Genomic DNA, 16,854 nt, shown 5'->3' with positions numbered 1-16,854 from the left:
AATATTTTAATTTATTTTGATGTTTTTATCATTAATAATCCGAAGAAAGTAAGCAATCCGTTTAAAACTAATACGAAAAATCCGAAGTCGAAATTGAATAATGTCTTACTAAAATAACTTATCAAAAAAGTAAGAACAGGAGATACAATACAAATGATAGGAACTAATTTATCTTTTATATTCAGTTTTGTAAATAATCCGAAGGCATATAAACCTAATAACGGACCATAAGTATAACCCGCAAATTGAAATATTTTAGCAATTACACTGGCATCTGCAATAAAATATTTAAAAACTAAAATAGTTGCGATTAATATAAATGAAAATAAAATGTGTATTCTCTTACGGATTTTTTCTTTTTCCTGATTATCTTCTTTTTTATCAATTTCTAAAATATCAATACTAAAAGAGGTGGTTAAGGAGGTTAACGCACTGTCGGCACTTGAATACGCAGCGGCAATTAATCCTAATAAAAAGAATAAAGAAGTTACCAAACCTAAATCGCCACTCATGGCAATCATCGGAAATAATTGGTCTTTATGTGCATCTAATCCGTTAATATTGGCATAATCTGTAAGTAAAACACCCAAAGCTAAAAAGAAAAAATTAACGATTACTAAAACAATCGTAAACCAAAACATATTTTTTTGAGCATCTTTTAAATTACGACAGGTTAAGTTTTTTTGCATCATATCTTGATCTAATCCTGTCATAACAATGGCAATAAATGCGCCAGATAAAAACCGATTCCAAAAATAATTTCCTGCTTTTATATCCTCAAAAAAGAACATTTTAGCCGATTTACTTTCAGATATATAGGTAAATAAACTATCAATTTCTAGGCTGTCTTTTATCATAATAATACAAACACCAACGGCAATTAACATGAATAAAGTTTGTAAAGTATCTGTCCAAACGATGGTTTTTATACCACCTTTAAAAGTGTATAACCAAATTAATAAAATGGTAATCGTTACGGTTACCCAAAACGGAATTCCGTAAGCATCAAACAAAATTAATTGTAAAACATTGGCAACCAAAAACAACCTGAAAGCCGCACCAATAGTTCTTGATAATAAGAAAAAAGAAGCACCAGTTTTATAAGAATAGCGCCCAAAACGAGTTTCTAAATAAGTATATATTGATGTTAAATTTAAGCGATAATAAAGCGGAAGTAAAACTAAACCGATAACGGCGTAACCAACTACATAGCCAAAAACCATTTGCATATAACTCATTTGCTGACCTTCAACCCAGCCAGGAACGGAAATAAAAGTAACGCCAGAAAGTGAAGCGCCAATCATTCCGAAGGCGACTAAATACCATGGCGAAGAATTATCTGCTTTAAAAAAAGTGTTGTTATTTGCCGATTTACTTGTAAGGTAAGATATCAAAATTAATACTCCAAAGTAGGCAAGAATAAGGAGTATAATATGTAGTGGTTGCATATAATTTAATTACGAGTTATGAATTACGAAAGTACTAATTTAGTTTATCGTAATTCATAACTTGTACCTATAAAATTACATTTCAATAATGATGTCTTCTATGTTTTTACGAACCTTTTTTAGGTCTTTCATATAATCATCTTCGGCTCTAAAACCAACAGGCAATACTAATACTGATGTTAAATTATGTTTGTCTAAACCTAAAACTTCATCATATTTTTCAGGGATAAAACCTTCCATTGGGCAAGAATCTATTTGCTGGTTTGCCGCAACGGTCATTAAATTTCCTAAGGCAATATAGGCTTGATTTTTATTCCAATTACGTAATTCTTCTTGTGTTTTCGTACCGATAGTTTCTCGAAGTATTTTCTTAAAAGGGCTTAAAATGGCATCGGGCGTGTTTCTAACTTTTTTTACATACGAAAAATACGCATCAATATCTGTTAAAGAATATTCTTTAGGAATACACAAAACCAACACGTGAGAAGCTTGAAGTATTTGTTGCTGATTCCAAGAATGTGCAACTAATTGTTGCTGAATTTCTTTATTTTGAATAACAACCATTTTAACAGGCTGTAATCCGTAAGAAGTAGCAGTTAAATTAAAGGCTTCTTTTAAAGTAGTTATTTGTGTTTCTGAAAGTGATTTATTTTCATCGAATTTTTTAACAGCATAACGCCATTTTAAATTTTCTATAGTATTCATCTTTTTTGATTTTTTTATCAAGCAAAAATACAACTGCTTTTATAAAAATAACTGCTTGAGTTGATTTAATCTTTATTGTTCTTTGTATTTGAATAGGAGTGGCTAGCCTATGTATTGGGTAAATAATGTATTTTTGCGTACAAATAACACATAATGACACAACAAGAAATAATGCTTTCGGTAGATGCCGTAGTTTTTGGTTATGAAGCAGGAAATATTTCCATATTATTGATAAAAAGAAAATACGAACCTTTTAAAGGGAAATGGGCAATTCCAGGTGGTTTTGTATTAAAAGATGAATCATTAGAAACCGCTGTTGAAAGAGAACTATCAGAAGAAACAGGTGTTAAAATAAATTATTTAGAGCAATTATATACTTTTGGTCAACCAGAAAGAGATCCTAGAAAAAGAGTTGTAACGGTTGCTTATTTCGGACTTGTAAAACCAAATTATTTTAAACTGAAAGCCAGTACTGATGCAGAGGAAGCGCAATGGTTTTCTATTGATAAATTACCAGAATTATCTTTTGATCATAAAGAAATTTTAGATAAAGCAATAAATCGTTTGCGTGCAAAAATAACCTATGAACCGATTGGTTTTGAATTATTAGAAAGTAAATTTCCTTTTTCAGATTTAGAAAAACTTTATTCAACACTTTTAGGAAGAGCTGTTGATAGACGTAATTTTCGAAAAAAAATAATACATTTAAATATTTTAGATGAATTAGATGAAAAGACATCAAAAGGCTCAGGACGACCTGCTAAACTGTTTCAATTTAATGAAAAACGATTTTTTCAACTAAAAAAAGAAGGAATTATTTTCGATATTTAAACACTTAAAAATACATTTAGTGTTCTTTTTACGCAAATTAATTGCAGGATTCAATAATATGAAATATATTTGTGTCATAATTACGCAAATTAACAATAAATAACCAAGACTATGAACGGATTATTATTAACAGACGGTTATAAAACAGGACATCACCAACAATACCCGAAAGGAACAGAAGAAGTATATTCTAATTGGACACCAAGAAGTAATAAATATGCGCCAAAAGGATGTGAAAAAATAGTTTCGTTTGGACAACAATATGTAATTACTTGGTTACATGATTATTTTGAAGCAAACTTTTTTAGCAAACCAAAAGATGCAATTTGTCAAGAAATAAAAGAAGAGCTTTCTTTATATTTAGGAACAGATTATGATGTTTCTCATTATGAAAAATTGCATGATTTACAATATTTACCTATCAAAGTAAAATCAATAAAAGAAGGTGTAGAAATACCCGTAAGAGTACCAATGTTAACGGTTGTAAATACGGTAAAAGAATTTTATTGGGTAACTAATTTTTTAGAAACCATTCTTTCAACGATGTTATGGCAACCGATGACTTCTGCCTCAATTGCGTTACGATATAAAAGGATTTTTAAAAAATGGGCAACTTTAACTGATGAAGCAAATACTGGATTTATCGATTTTCAAGGACACGATTTTTCAATGAGAGGAATGGGAGGTTTACAAAGTGCAGTATTATCGGGAATGGGGCATGCAAGTGTTTTTTTAGGTTCGGATACTTTGCCTGTAATTAGTAGTTTGAGAAAATATTATAAAGCAACTGGTTTTGTTATCGGCTCGGTAAATGCAACGGAACATTCTGTAATGTGTGCAGGAACAAAGGATGATGAAATAGGAACTTTTAGAGAATTAATGAAAATATATCCTACAGGAATTTTATCCGTAGTAAGTGATACTTGGGATTTATGGAAAGTATTAACAACGTATTTACCAATTTTAAAATCGGAAGTTTTAAGTAGAAAAGGAAAATTAGTAATTCGACCAGATAGTGGAGATCCTGTTGCTATTATTTGTGGTGAAAATACCACATTAAACGGAAGTACACCACAAGAAAAAGGCGTAGTAGAATTATTATGGGATATTTTTGGAGGAACTGTAAATGCACAAGGTTTTAAAGTGTTAGATAGTCATATTGGTGCTATTTATGGCGATAGCATCACCACTGAAAGAGCCGAACAGATTTGTAAACAATTACACGATAAAGGTTTTGCAAGTACAAATGTTGTTTTAGGAATCGGTTCATTTACGTATCAATATAATACGAGAGATACTTTTGGTTTTGCTATGAAAGCAACTTCGGTTGTTGTTAATGGCGAAAGAAGAGAAATATTTAAAGACCCAATTACGGATGATGGAATTAAAAAATCAGCAAAAGGTTTGGTTAAAGTTGTTATAGAGAATGGAGAATATCGTTTAATTGATCAAGTTTCAGTAGCTCAAGAAAATGAAGGTGAGTTAAAAGAAATTTATAAAGATGGTCAATTTTACAATACTGTAACCTTAAATGAGGTTAGAGAACGCATCAATCAAAATATAAATAGTACTGTTTTAGTTTAAAAAATAAGTTATGAAATACGAAATAAAGAAATTTAATGACGGACAAGTAACTTCTAAAATTATTGAAAAAGGAAATTTACATGTTAAAATAAGGGGAAATAGTTATGAGGATTTATTTCGTATTGCATCGATAAAAGAAGCTTGGGATGCTGAGAATATCTTACATAAAACTGCTACTGCTATTTTAACTATTTATTGTTTGATAGGGCAACGATCTGATAGACGATTTAATGAAAAAGAATCTTTTGATTTAAAAGTAATTGCTAATTTTATAAATTCAATGGGTTTTGATAAAGTGGAGATTTTGCATCCGCACAGTTCAATAAGTTTAGCATTAATTGATAATTCAATAGAAATAAAAAGCTATGAGTTTGTAAAGAAAGTATATGATGCTATTGGAAATCCAATATTGATAAGTCCAGATGCAGGAGCCTATAAAACTACTCACGAAATAGCAAAAAAATTAAAAGCAGATTTAATTCCGTCAAATAAAGTACGAATAGCAGGAGTACCAAAAATAACAATTCAAGGAGATGTTAAAAATAAAGAATGTTTAATTGTGGATGATTTAGCCGATGGCGGAAGAACTTTTAATTTTTTGGCCAAAGAATTGAAAAATCAAGGAGCAACCAAAGTATTTTTATACGTAACACACGGACAGTTTAATTATGGTTTTGATGAGTTAAAAGAAAATATCAATCATATTTATTGTACCAATAGTTATAAAGATATTTCTGATGATTTTGTAACGCAGTTTAAAGTGGTTTAAATAATTTATACATTATAAAAAACCTCATTAATTTTAAATTAATGAGGTTTAGGTTTTATCCAATAAAAGCTAAAAAAGCGTTTACAAAAATTGAAAATTTAGTATAAATCTTTAAATTTTGTAGGATTAGCTTCATTCATAATAGCATATATTTTTTCAAAAATATCTTCAGCTGATGGTTTTGAAAAATAATCGCCATCGGTACCGTAAGCAGGTCTGTGAGCTTTTGCAGTTAAAGTTTGTGGTTTACTATCTAAATATTTATATCCGTCTTGATTTTCAATAATTTCTTGTAATAAATACGCTGATGCTCCACCAGGAAGGTCTTCATCAACTACTAATAAACGATTTGTTTTTATGATTGATTTTACGGTGTCGTGATTGATATCAAAAGGAAGTAAACTTTGTGCATCAATAATTTCGATATCAATACCAACTTGCGCTAATTCTTTGGATGCTTCCTCGACAATTCGCAAGGTAGAACCGTAAGAAATAACCGTAATATCGGTTCCTTTTTTGATGGTTTCCACCACACCTATTGGTGTTTTAAATTCTCCTAAATTGACGGGTAGTTCTTCTTTTAATCGGTATCCGTTTAAACATTCGATAACTAAAGCAGGATCATCTCCTTCTAACAAGGTATTGTAAAATCCTGAAGCTTGGGTCATATTTCTAGGAACTAACACGTGAATTCCACGAATATTATTAATAATTCCGCCCATTGGTGAACCAGAATGCCAAATTCCTTCTAAACGATGTCCTCTAGTTCGGATAATTAACGGTGCTTTTTGCTTTCCAAAAGTACGATAACGAAGTGTTGCTAAATCGTCACTCATAATTTGTAAAGCATATAATAAATAGTCTAAATATTGAATTTCTGCAATTGGACGTAAACCACGCATTGCCATTCCAATACCTTGTCCGATGATGGTCGCTTCTCGAATCCCTGTATCTGAAACTCTTAATTCGCCATATTTTTCTTGTAAACCTTCTAAACCTTGATTTACATCACCAATAAAACCAGCATCTTCACCAAAAATTAAAGTTTCAGGATATTTCTTAAGAATTGCATCAAAATTATCACGCATAATAATACGTGCATCTACTAAATTTTTTTCAGGAGCATAGGTTGGTGCAATGGCTTTGTTATTTTCGATAGCACTTGTTGTTTCGCTTAGTAAGTGCGAAGAAAATTTATCAGCACCTGCTTTAATTGAAGTGATAATAAAATCTTGAAGTGCTTTTTTTTCTTCAAAATTTTCATCTTTCAGATATCGCAAACTTTTACGAGTCGCTATTAGCACGTCTTTTCTAAGCGGTTCAATAATTTTTGCTAAATCGTTTTTATATTTGGTGATAAACGAGCTATTATTACTTTTTTCGGCTACTTTTTCTAATAAATGAATTGCCGTAGCAACTTCCGATTTTATTTCATTTGTGTATGCGCTCCAAGCATTTCTTTTGGCGAGGCTAACTTCTTTTTTAGCTTCTTTTTCAATCGTTATTAATTCTTCTTCGGATGCTACAAGTTTTAAAACAGTGTTATTTTGGTCATTTTCATCTTTGGATTCAAAATTTAAAATCCATTTTCTCATTTGTGAAATACAGTCAAACTCTTGTTCCCACTGTAATCTTTCTGTTGATTTGTAGCGTTCATGTGAGCCAGAGGTGGAATGTCCTTGTGGTTGTGTTAATTCTTTTACGTGTATTAATACAGGAATATGTTGTTCTCTCGCAATTTTTGATGCCTTTTTATAAACTTCTATTAATTGGGTATAATCCCATCCGTTTACTACAAAAATTTCATATCCGTTGGTATTTTTTTCTTTTTGAAATCCTTTTAAAATTTCAGAAATACTTTCTTTAGTTGTTTGATGTTTTGCGTGTACCGAAATTCCGTATTCATCATCCCAAACACTCATCACCATTGGCACTTGTAGAACGCCTCCAGCATTGATTGTTTCAAAAAATAATCCTTCGGAAGTACTTGCATTTCCGATAGTTCCCCAAGCAACTTCGTTTCCTTGGTTTGAAAAATCAGTAAAATTTTCCAATCCTTTTACATTTCGATAAATTTTAGATGCTTGTGCGAGTCCTAATAATCGGGGCATTTGTCCTGCTGTTGGTGAAATATCAGCAGACGAATTTTTTTGAGCAGTTAAATTTTTCCAGTTTCCGTTTTCATCTAAGGAATGTGTTGTAAAGTGTCCGCCCATTTGCCTACCTGCCGACATAGGTTCGAGTTGAATATCGGTATGTCCGTATAATCCTGCAAAAAATTGTAGTGGTGTTAATGCATCAATTGCCATCATAAAGGTTTGATCTCGGTAATATCCCGATCTAAAATCACCATTTTTAAACGCCTTTGCCATTGCCAATTGTGGTACTTCTTTACCATCTCCAAAAATCCCAAATTTTGCTTTTCCTGTGAGTACTTCTCTACGTCCTAACAAGCTACATTCTCTACTGATGCGTGCTATTTTATAATCCCGTAAAACTTCTTTTTTAAAATCTTCAAAAGAAAGTTGTTGCGTATCAGCTACTTTGGTATTTGGGGTCATAATTATTTAATTTTGGTATGCTTACAAAGATAGTTTTTTTAGTTGATATTTAAAAATTACTACTTTTATTGAGTAATATTAAATAAATATCATTAAAAGTATTTTTTATTGCAGTATTCGCAATAAATATTGCTTAATAAATTTTATTTTATAGCATCGTTTTTTTTCTGATAGGTTATAAAAAAATTATCAGATGAAAAATAAAAAAATAAGAGTAGTAATTACAGTAAACATAAAATGACAAGGTTTTTTATCTCCTTGTCATTTTATGTTTTTATATTTTTAAGTTTGTTCTAAATTTATTTTTTTTTTAGAAATTTGGTTTTAGTTGATGTTTGGCATAGAATTTATTTAAATGATCTACGGCTTGTTCAGCAGTATCTACGATTCTAAATAAATTCAAGTCTTTTTCGTTGATATTTCCTTCTTCTAAGAGGGTGTTTTTAATCCAATCTAGCAATCCTCCCCAAAACTTTGTACCAACTAAAATAATTGGAAAACGTCCAATTTTATGAGTTTGAATTAAGGTAATTGCTTCAAATAATTCGTCCATAGTTCCAAAACCTCCAGGCATTACAACAAAACCTTGTGAGTATTTGACGAACATTACTTTACGGACAAAAAAGTAATCAAAATCCAAGCTTTTCCCTTGGTCAATCCAAGGATTATCGTGTTGTTCGAAAGGCAATTCGATGTTTAATCCTACGGAAACTCCTTTTCCTCGATGTGCTCCTTTATTTCCTGCTTCCATAATTCCAGGACCTCCGCCAGTAATTACTCCAAAGCCGTTTAATGTCAATTGATAACCAATTTCTTCGGCTAATTGGTAATATTTGTTGTCGGGTTTTGTTCGTGCTGAACCAAAAATAGATACGGAAGGACCTATTTTACTTAATTTTTCATAACCATCTACAAATTCAGCCATGATTTTAAAAATTGCCCAAGAGTCGTTTGTTTTTATTTCATTCCAAGTTTTTGGTTGTAATTTTTCTTTTATTTTTCTATCATCATTCGGGTTCATATTCTTATTTTTTTATAGATTATTTCTTCTTTTAGAGAATTAATTTGATACTTGCTTACGTAGAATTTTTGTGGTTAAAATTACTTTTTTAGCAAGCTTACTAAGATAGTTCTTTCTTCAAAAACTTCGCTGTATAACTTATTTTATGTTTGGCAACTTTTTCAGGAGTTCCTGTTACTAGGACTTCGCCACCATTTTTTCCACCTTCCATACCGATATCAATAATCGTATCAGCAAGTTTGATAACATCCATATTATGTTCGATAATTAACACGGTATTTCCTTTATCGGCAAGTTTATTTAGTACGGTCATTAACACTCGAATATCTTCAAAATGTAAGCCAGTAGTGGGTTCATCTAAAATATAAAAAGTATTTCCTGTAGCTCTTTTTGATAATTCGGAAGCTAATTTAATGCGTTGTGCTTCTCCTCCAGAAAGCGTGGTAGATTGCTGTCCTAGAGTGATATATCCTAATCCGACATCTTTAATGGTTTGTAATTTTCGATGTATTTTAGGAATTGCTTCAAAAAAATCGGTTGCTTGGTCGATAGTCATATTTAAAATATCTGAAATTGATTTTCCTTTATAGCGAATCTCTAGAGTTTCTCTGTTGAAGCGTTTTCCTTGACAGGTTTCACATTCGACTTGAACATCGGGTAGGAAATTCATTTCAATAACTCGAACACCGCCTCCTTTACAGGTTTCACAACGGCCTCCTTTTACGTTAAAACTAAAACGTCCAGCTTTGTAACCTCTGATTAATGCTTCTGGAGTTTTGGCAAATAAACTTCTGATTTCGCCAAAAGTTCCTGTGTAAGTTGCTGGATTAGAACGTGGTGTTCTACCAATTGGCGATTGGTCAATAGCAATTACTTTATCAATATAATCTAATCCTTCAATTTTTTGATAAGGCATTGGTTTTTTAACGCCTCGATAAATATGTGCATTTAAAATCGGATATAAAGTTTCATTAATTAAGGTTGATTTTCCACTTCCAGAAACGCCTGTAACACAAATCATTTGTCCTAATGGAAATTTTACGGTAACATTTTTTAGGTTATTTCCTGATGCTCCCGAAAGTTTGATGAAATTTCCATTTCCTTTTCTGCGTTCTTTTGGTACGGAAATTTCTTTTTTTCCAGTTAGATAATCAGCCGTTAAGGTGGGTTGTTTTTTTAATTCTTCAAAAGTTCCTTGGCTTACAATTTCACCTCCGTGGATTCCTGCTCCTGCACCGATATCTAGCACAAAATCGGCTTGTTCAATCATATCTTTATCGTGTTCAACGACTAAAACAGAATTTCCAATATCTCGAAGTTTTATCAATGATTTTATTAATTTTTCGTTGTCTCGTTGATGTAAACCGATGCTAGGTTCATCTAAAATATACAAAACACCCACGAGTTGCGAACCAATTTGAGTTGCCAATCGAATTCGTTGTGCTTCTCCGCCTGATAATGATTTTGAGGTTCTATCTAAAGTTAAATAATCCAAGCCAACATCTAATAGAAACTGTATTCTTGTACGAATTTCTTTGAGTATTTCAGAAGCAATTAATAGTTGTTTTTCTGATAAATCATTTTCAATATTTTCAAACCAATTGGCTAATTCAGTGATGTCCATTTGTGTTAAATCACTGATATTTTTATCGATGATTTTAAAATGTAAGGCTTCTTTTTTGAGTCTTTTTCCATGACAAACCGAGCAAGTAACTTCATCCATAAAATCTTTTGCCCAGCGTTTTATGGTCGTACTTTCGGCATTTTTATATTGATTTTCGATAAAAGCAATAATTCCTTCAAAATCAATTTCATAATTTCTAGTTACGCCAAGTTCTTTCGAATTTATTTCAAAAGATTCATTGCCTCCGTGCAAGATAATTTCCATTGCCGTTGCTGGAATTTTAGCTATTGGATCGGTTAATTTAAAATGATGTCTGTCGGCAATTGTTTGAAGTTGTTTAAAAATCCAACTATTTTTTTGAGTTCCTAACGGGATAATTCCACCATTTTTGATAGAAATACTATCATCAGGAATTAATTTTTTTATATTGATTTCATCAGTAATTCCAAGTCCGTTACAACAAGCACAAGCTCCTCGTGGTGAATTAAAAGAAAATGTATTTGGTTCAGGGTTTGGATATGAAATTCCTGTGGTCGGACACATTAATTCACGACTGAAATAACGAGGTTTTTCATCAGAAATTCCATTAGAATTTGCATCAACATCAATAACCATTAAAATATTATTTCCTGTATATAAGGCTGTTTTAATAGTTTCTTCTAAGCGTTTTTCTGATTTTTCATTGACAATTAAACGATCGATAACCACTTCAATATCGTGGGTTTTATAGCGATCAAGTTTCATACCTTTTTCAATTTCTTTGATGTCGCCATCAACTCGAACTCTTACAAAACCTTGCTTCGAAATTTGTTCGAAAAGCTCCCGATAATGCCCTTTTCTAGCGTTTACTAAAGGCGCAAGAACGGCGATACGTTTTTCCTTGAAATCTTTTAAAATCAATTCTTTTATTTGCTGATCAGTATAGCTAACCATTTTTTGGTTCGTATTATATGAATACGCATCTGAAGCTCTAGCGAATAATAATCGCAAAAAATCATAAATTTCGGTAATCGTTCCTACTGTTGAACGTGGACTTTTATTTGTCGTCTTCTGTTCGATAGCAATAACGGGCGATAAACCATCAATTTTATCGACATCAGGGCGTTCTAATCCGCCTAAAAACTGTCGAGCATACGCCGAAAAAGTTTCAATATATCGGCGTTGCCCTTCGGCGTAAATAGTGTCAAAAGCTAACGAAGATTTCCCACTACCGCTTAATCCTGTAATTACGACTAATTTTTCACGAGGAATTTTAACATCAATGTTTTTTAAATTATGAACTCTTGCACCGTAAACTTCTATGTAATTTTTTGCTTTCAAATTGAGTTTTTTTACCAAAAGCAAAGTTACAGAAACCATCTTTATTTTAAAGATGATGTATTACATAAATGCGTGTAAATTGGTATCTTGCCATTAAATAACAATAGAATTACATCAAAATAGAAAAAATAAAAATAATTAACATGAAATTTATTCATACGGTGCGTCATTTTTTTGAACGTCATGGTTTTGCAGTATCTTCCCGATTAGCCGATAAATTAGGAATGCGGGCAACTAATGTGCGTTTGTTTTTTATTTATATTTCCTTTGTAACGGTTGGTTTATCGTTTGGAATATATTTAACACTCGCTTTTTTATTACGATTAAAAGACATGATTTATACTAAAAGAACCTCTGTTTTTGATTTGTGAAATTTAGAAATTCTTCAAAAATTCTTCAATAAAAAAACATCAATCTATAAAAAATGTTACTTCAATCAAGATTATATAAAGCAATTTTATTTTCAATATTAATTTTATCCATAGGCGTTCTAGGATATATATTCCTGTTTAATTACACTCTTATTGATGCCTTATATATGACCATTATTACCATTACTACTATTGGTTTTGGGGAGGTTCATCCATTTGGAACTGCAGAGAAAATATTTACAATTGGCTTAATATTATCCAGTTTATTTACCTTTGGATATGCGGTGTCATTATTTTCAGAACATTTATTGAGCGGTCATTTCTTTGATCAACTAAAAATAAAAAAAGTGCAAAAAAAAATTAAAAAGCTAAAAGGACATACCATCGTTTGTGGATACGGAAGAAACGGAAAACAAGCAATTTCTAAATTAAAAAGCTACAATCAAGAAGTGGTCGTTATCGAAAAAATAGAAGAAGTTGTTAAAAAATTAGATAAAAATGGTTTGTTAAACATCGAAGGAGATGCCACAATCGATGAAACTTTACTCAAAGCAGGAATCTTACAAGCTTCCAATTTAATAACCGTTTTATCTTCAGATGCCGATAATTTATTTGTCGTATTAACAGCGCGTCAATTAAATAAAAATTGCAAAATAATTAGTAGAGCTTCCAAAGAAACGTCGTATAGTAAACTTAAAATCGCAGGGGCGGACAACGTAATAATGCCCGATAAATTAGGTGGTGCGCACATGGCTTCTTTAGTGGTTACGCCCGATGTTATTGAATTTGTCGATAGATTAACCATTGAAGCCGATACGACTACAAATTTGAAAGAAATCGCTATTGATAGTTTGCCGAAAGAGTATTTAAATAGAACTATTTTAGACTTGGATTTACGAAAAAAAACAGGCTGTAGTGTAGTTGGGTATCGTACTGAAAATAAGGAATATATAATAAATCCTGATGCAACTTTGGAATTAAAAGCAGGTGGAAATTTAATCGTTTTAGGACGTCCTGAACAAGTGCTTAAATTACGAGAGTTATTTTAAGAAAATACATCAAATTCTCGATATAATTTTAATTTATTTTTAGTGATTAAAATCACTTGAATTGACAAATAATTGACAAATAATTGACAAAGAATTGATAAAAAAAAATAACATAAAAAATCAAAATAATTGTTGAAATATAAATGAAAAATGTACTTATTACAGGAAGTAACGGGTTGCTAGGACAAACTTTAGTCAATTTATTAGTAACAGAAAATCATCAGAATAAGCATCAGAATAAAATAAATAATAAATACAATGTAATCGGGTTCTCTCGAGGTGAAAATAGAAGCGGACGTACCGATTTTACATATATTTCTATTGACATTACTGATAAAAAAAATCTTCTTCAAGAATTAAAAAAACACCAACCAGACGTTATTATTAACACCGCCGCAATGACAAATGTCGATGCTTGTGAAAATAATAAAACCGCCTGCGATGCCTTAAATATTGATGCTGTTAAAAATTTAATAGCATTTTCAGAAGAAAATAAAACACATTTAATTCATCTATCTACGGATTTTATTTTTGATGGAAAAAAAGGTTTTTACAAAGAAACTGATGTGCCAAATCCGTTAAATTATTATGGAAAATCAAAACTAAAAGCAGAAGAAATCTTAACAAAATCAACCATAAAGTATACCATTCTTAGAACGATTTTGGTCTATGGAAAAGTGTTCGATATGTCACGAAGTAATATCGTTCTTTGGGTTAAAAAATCATTAGAAGAAAATAAGAAAATTACTATTGTAAATGACCAATATCGCATGCCAACCTATGTTGAAGACTTAGCACTAGCCTGCAAATTAGCGATGGATAATGACATTACAGGAATTTTTAATATTTCATCAAATACTTTGTTGAGTATTTATGAAATCGCTCAACAAATCGCTACAGTTTTTAATTTAGATAAACAGTTAATTGCACCAATTTCAACTAAAGAATTGGGACAGAAAGCAATGCGACCGCCGAAAACAGGGTTTGATCTAACGAATACGAAATCAGTTTTAAAATTTATTCCAAAATCATTTGAAGAAAATTTACAAATATTTAAGGAAAAACTAATATAAAAAACACATTTATCCCTTAAAACTTGCCAAAAATTCATTTTTTTAAGATATTAGCCAATACAAATATTAAAATAACGAATTAATTATGGATAAAAAACTTCTAACGCTATTAATGTTGATAGCACCAATGTTCTCATTTGCACAAGAAAAAGGTTTAGCTGAAAAGATAAATGAAGGGTTTAAGCCAGTTGCAGATGCTTGGGGTAGTTTCGTTTTTTATCCGATTAAAATAGGTGGAGATGTAGAAGTTCCGTTAGTTATTATTATGCTTTTGGCTTCTGGATTAATATTTACAGTTTTATTTAAATTCGTAAATATTCGATTGTTTCCAACTTCTATTAATATTGTTCGTGGAAAATATGATGAAATTGATCACGTAACCATGGATGTTATGGAAGGTGATCCAACGCCAGGTGGTGACGCTATTGAAACCATTAGAGTAGAAGGTGCTGATGGAGAAGTTTCTCATTTTCAGGCATTAACAGCCGCACTTTCAGGAACGGTTGGTTTAGGAAATATTGCAGGAGTTGCCGTTGCGTTATCTCTAGGAGGTCCTGGAGCGACCTTATGGATGATTGTTGCAGGATTAATTGGAATGTCTTCAAAATTTGTAGAATGTACGTTAGGAGTAAAATATAGAGATGTAGGTGAAGATGGAACTATTTACGGTGGACCAATGTACTATTTAAGAAAAGGTCTAGCCGATGTTGGTAAAACAACATTAGGTAAAGTATTAGCAGCTCTTTTTGCAATTATGGTTGTTGGTGGTTCTTTAGGAGGTGGAAATATGTTTCAGGCAAATCAGGCAGCACAACAATTTGGTAGCATGATCGGTTCGAATGATTTATCAACAGCCTTAACTTTTGGTATTGTAATGTCAATATTAGTTGGTATCGTAATTATCGGAGGAATAAAAAGAATTGGAAATATTACAGAGAAAATAGTGCCTTTTATGGTAGGAATTTACGTTTTAGCTGCTGTTGTTATTTTAGTAGCTAATTTTTCTCAAATCGGTGGAGCATTTGTTCAAATTTGGGACGGAGCTTTTAATACAAAAGGTATTTCAGGAGGTATTTTAGGAGTCTTAATTATAGGATTTCAAAGAGCCGCATTTTCAAATGAAGCAGGAGTTGGTTCGGCAGCAATTGCACATTCAGCAGTACGAACAAAATATCCAGCATCGGAAGGTTTGGTAGCGTTATTAGAGCCTTTTATCGATACCGTAGTGGTTTGTACTATGACCGCTTTGGTTATTATTATAACCAATAGTAATGGCGATATTATGACCTATGGAACAAAATCTCCAGATGGTGTTTTGGCAACCTCAAAAGCATTTGCTTCGGTATTGCCTTGGTTTCCTTATATCTTAACAATGGCAGTCGTGTTATTCGCTTTTTCAACGATGTTATCTTGGTCTTACTACGGTTTACAAGGTTGGATGTTTTTATTTGGACGCTCAAAAGCAGCCGATTATGCCTATAAAATATTATTTTGCTTATTCGTAATTATTGGTTCAGCAGCAAGTTTAGGAGCAGTTACCGATTTTTCTGATGCCATGATTTTTGCAATGGCAGTGCCAAATGTTATTGGTTTATTTTTCTTATATCCGAAGGTAAAAGAAGAATTAACAAAATATTTAAGTGCTATTAAAGCTAAAAATTTATAGAAAGTTTGCAAATAACTTACAAATAATTTATAAAGAATTTTTATATTAAAAATAATAAAAATGAAACTATTTAAATCTCATTTCTGGTATGATAAACGCCAAAGAAATGGGGTTTTCTTTTTGATAATTCTTCTGATACTTCTACAAAGTATCTATTTTTTTGTTGATTTTTCCTCGGCTTTCTCTTCGGATATAACAGCTACAAAATCAACAGAAATACGTAGTTTTCAACAACAAATCGATAGCTTAAAAAGAATCGCTTTAGCAACTAAAAAACCAAAAATATATCCGTTTAATCCAAACTTTATTACCGATTATAAAGGATATCAACTCGGAATGACACCCGAAGAAATTGATAAATTACATCAGTATAGAAAACAACGAAAATTTGTAAACTCATCTAAAGAATTTCAACAAATAACCAATATTTCCGATAGCTTATTACATAAAATTTCCCCCTATTTTAAATTCCCTGATTGGGTCGTAAAACGACATAAATCACAAGCGAAAAAAAATATAAATTCTCTTTCTTCTTCTTCTAATTTTTCTGAAAATAATTCTTCATCAGAAAATATATCAGGAAAAGAAACATCAAACATTCAAAAAAAAATAATAAAAATCAATATAAATACCGCTTCATTTAAAGAAATATTGAAAATTCCGCATATCAACTACGAACTTTGTAAAAAAATTCTTGAATACAGAGAAGAAGTTGCTGAACTTCAAAATATATCAGAAATAAAAAACATAGCTGGTTTTCCTGCCGATAAATATGATAGAATAGCTTTATATTTGAAGGCAGAATAAGAAAGCAAAGAAAACAAAGAAGTAA

At 31.3% G+C, this 16,854-nt stretch carries 13 protein-coding genes; 8 read left to right on the top strand and 5 right to left on the bottom strand.

Annotated elements, in window-relative coordinates; genetic code table 11:
- Positions 1 to 11: 11 nt before the first annotated feature.
- Positions 12 to 1,448: a sodium:solute symporter gene (locus L0U77_RS04645; RefSeq protein ID WP_233897361.1), complete on the bottom strand. Its 1,437-nt coding sequence runs from the start codon at positions 1,446 to 1,448 to the stop codon at positions 12 to 14.
- Positions 1,449 to 1,523: 75 nt separating this feature from the next.
- The gene (locus L0U77_RS04640) at positions 1,524 to 2,153 is read right to left on the bottom strand and encodes an NAD(P)H-dependent oxidoreductase (RefSeq protein WP_233897362.1); all 630 of its coding nucleotides are present in this window, start codon (positions 2,151 to 2,153) and stop codon (positions 1,524 to 1,526) included.
- 153 nt (positions 2,154 to 2,306) lie between these two features.
- Between L0U77_RS04640 and L0U77_RS04635 the strand changes: the two genes are divergently transcribed.
- The 3 genes from L0U77_RS04635 (at position 2,307) to L0U77_RS04625 (ending at position 5,337) form a co-directional block, all read left to right on the top strand.
- Complete coding sequence (locus L0U77_RS04635; RefSeq protein ID WP_233900804.1) at positions 2,307 to 2,984, top strand: NUDIX hydrolase; 678 nt, start codon at positions 2,307 to 2,309, stop codon at positions 2,982 to 2,984.
- Between the two features lie 111 nt (positions 2,985 to 3,095).
- Entirely contained in the window at positions 3,096 to 4,568 is a 1,473-nt protein-coding gene (locus tag L0U77_RS04630; protein WP_233900803.1) for a nicotinate phosphoribosyltransferase, read from the top strand.
- 10 nt (positions 4,569 to 4,578) lie between these two features.
- Entirely contained in the window at positions 4,579 to 5,337 is a 759-nt protein-coding gene (locus L0U77_RS04625) for a phosphoribosyltransferase family protein (protein ID WP_233900802.1), read from the top strand.
- A 98-nt stretch (positions 5,338 to 5,435) separates the two neighbouring features.
- Here the strand turns inward: L0U77_RS04625 and L0U77_RS04620 are convergent, their stop codons facing one another.
- From L0U77_RS04620 to uvrA, 3 genes are all read right to left on the bottom strand, one after another.
- Positions 5,436 to 7,898, bottom strand: coding sequence for an alpha-ketoacid dehydrogenase subunit alpha/beta (locus L0U77_RS04620; RefSeq protein WP_233900801.1), 2,463 nt, complete (start codon positions 7,896 to 7,898; stop codon positions 5,436 to 5,438).
- 310 nt (positions 7,899 to 8,208) lie between these two features.
- Positions 8,209 to 8,919, bottom strand: a complete 711-nt coding sequence (locus tag L0U77_RS04615; RefSeq protein WP_233897367.1) for an LOG family protein — start codon at positions 8,917 to 8,919, stop codon at positions 8,209 to 8,211.
- Between the two features lie 100 nt (positions 8,920 to 9,019).
- A complete protein-coding gene (gene uvrA, locus L0U77_RS04610; protein WP_420895223.1) occupies positions 9,020 to 11,902 on the bottom strand; it encodes an excinuclease ABC subunit UvrA in 2,883 nt (960 codons plus the stop codon).
- 104 nt (positions 11,903 to 12,006) lie between these two features.
- On the opposite strand from uvrA, the gene L0U77_RS04605 reads away from it, so the two are divergent.
- From L0U77_RS04605 to L0U77_RS04585, 5 genes are all read left to right on the top strand, one after another.
- Entirely contained in the window at positions 12,007 to 12,234 is a 228-nt protein-coding gene (locus L0U77_RS04605) for a PspC family transcriptional regulator (protein WP_101916719.1), read from the top strand.
- Positions 12,235 to 12,287: 53 nt separating this feature from the next.
- A complete protein-coding gene (locus L0U77_RS04600; RefSeq protein ID WP_101916718.1) occupies positions 12,288 to 13,283 on the top strand; it encodes a potassium channel family protein in 996 nt (331 codons plus the stop codon).
- Positions 13,284 to 13,426: 143 nt separating this feature from the next.
- On the top strand, positions 13,427 to 14,356 hold the full coding sequence (locus L0U77_RS04595; protein ID WP_233900799.1) for an SDR family oxidoreductase: 930 nt from the start codon (positions 13,427 to 13,429) through the stop codon (positions 14,354 to 14,356).
- Positions 14,357 to 14,441: 85 nt separating this feature from the next.
- Positions 14,442 to 16,022 carry an alanine/glycine:cation symporter family protein gene (locus L0U77_RS04590; protein WP_233897370.1) on the top strand — a complete coding sequence of 527 codons (1,581 nt, stop codon included), beginning with the start codon at positions 14,442 to 14,444 and terminating at the stop codon, positions 16,020 to 16,022.
- A 60-nt stretch (positions 16,023 to 16,082) separates the two neighbouring features.
- Positions 16,083 to 16,829 carry a helix-hairpin-helix domain-containing protein gene (locus L0U77_RS04585; protein WP_233897371.1) on the top strand — a complete coding sequence of 249 codons (747 nt, stop codon included), beginning with the start codon at positions 16,083 to 16,085 and terminating at the stop codon, positions 16,827 to 16,829.
- The last annotated feature ends 25 nt before the right edge of the window (positions 16,830 to 16,854 follow it).

Source organism: Tenacibaculum piscium (genome assembly GCF_021390715.1).
Classification (GTDB): Bacteria; Bacteroidota; Bacteroidia; order Flavobacteriales; family Flavobacteriaceae; genus Polaribacter; species Polaribacter piscius.
Note: the sequence above shows the minus strand (reverse complement) of the source record. Positions and strands in the feature narration are given on the sequence as shown.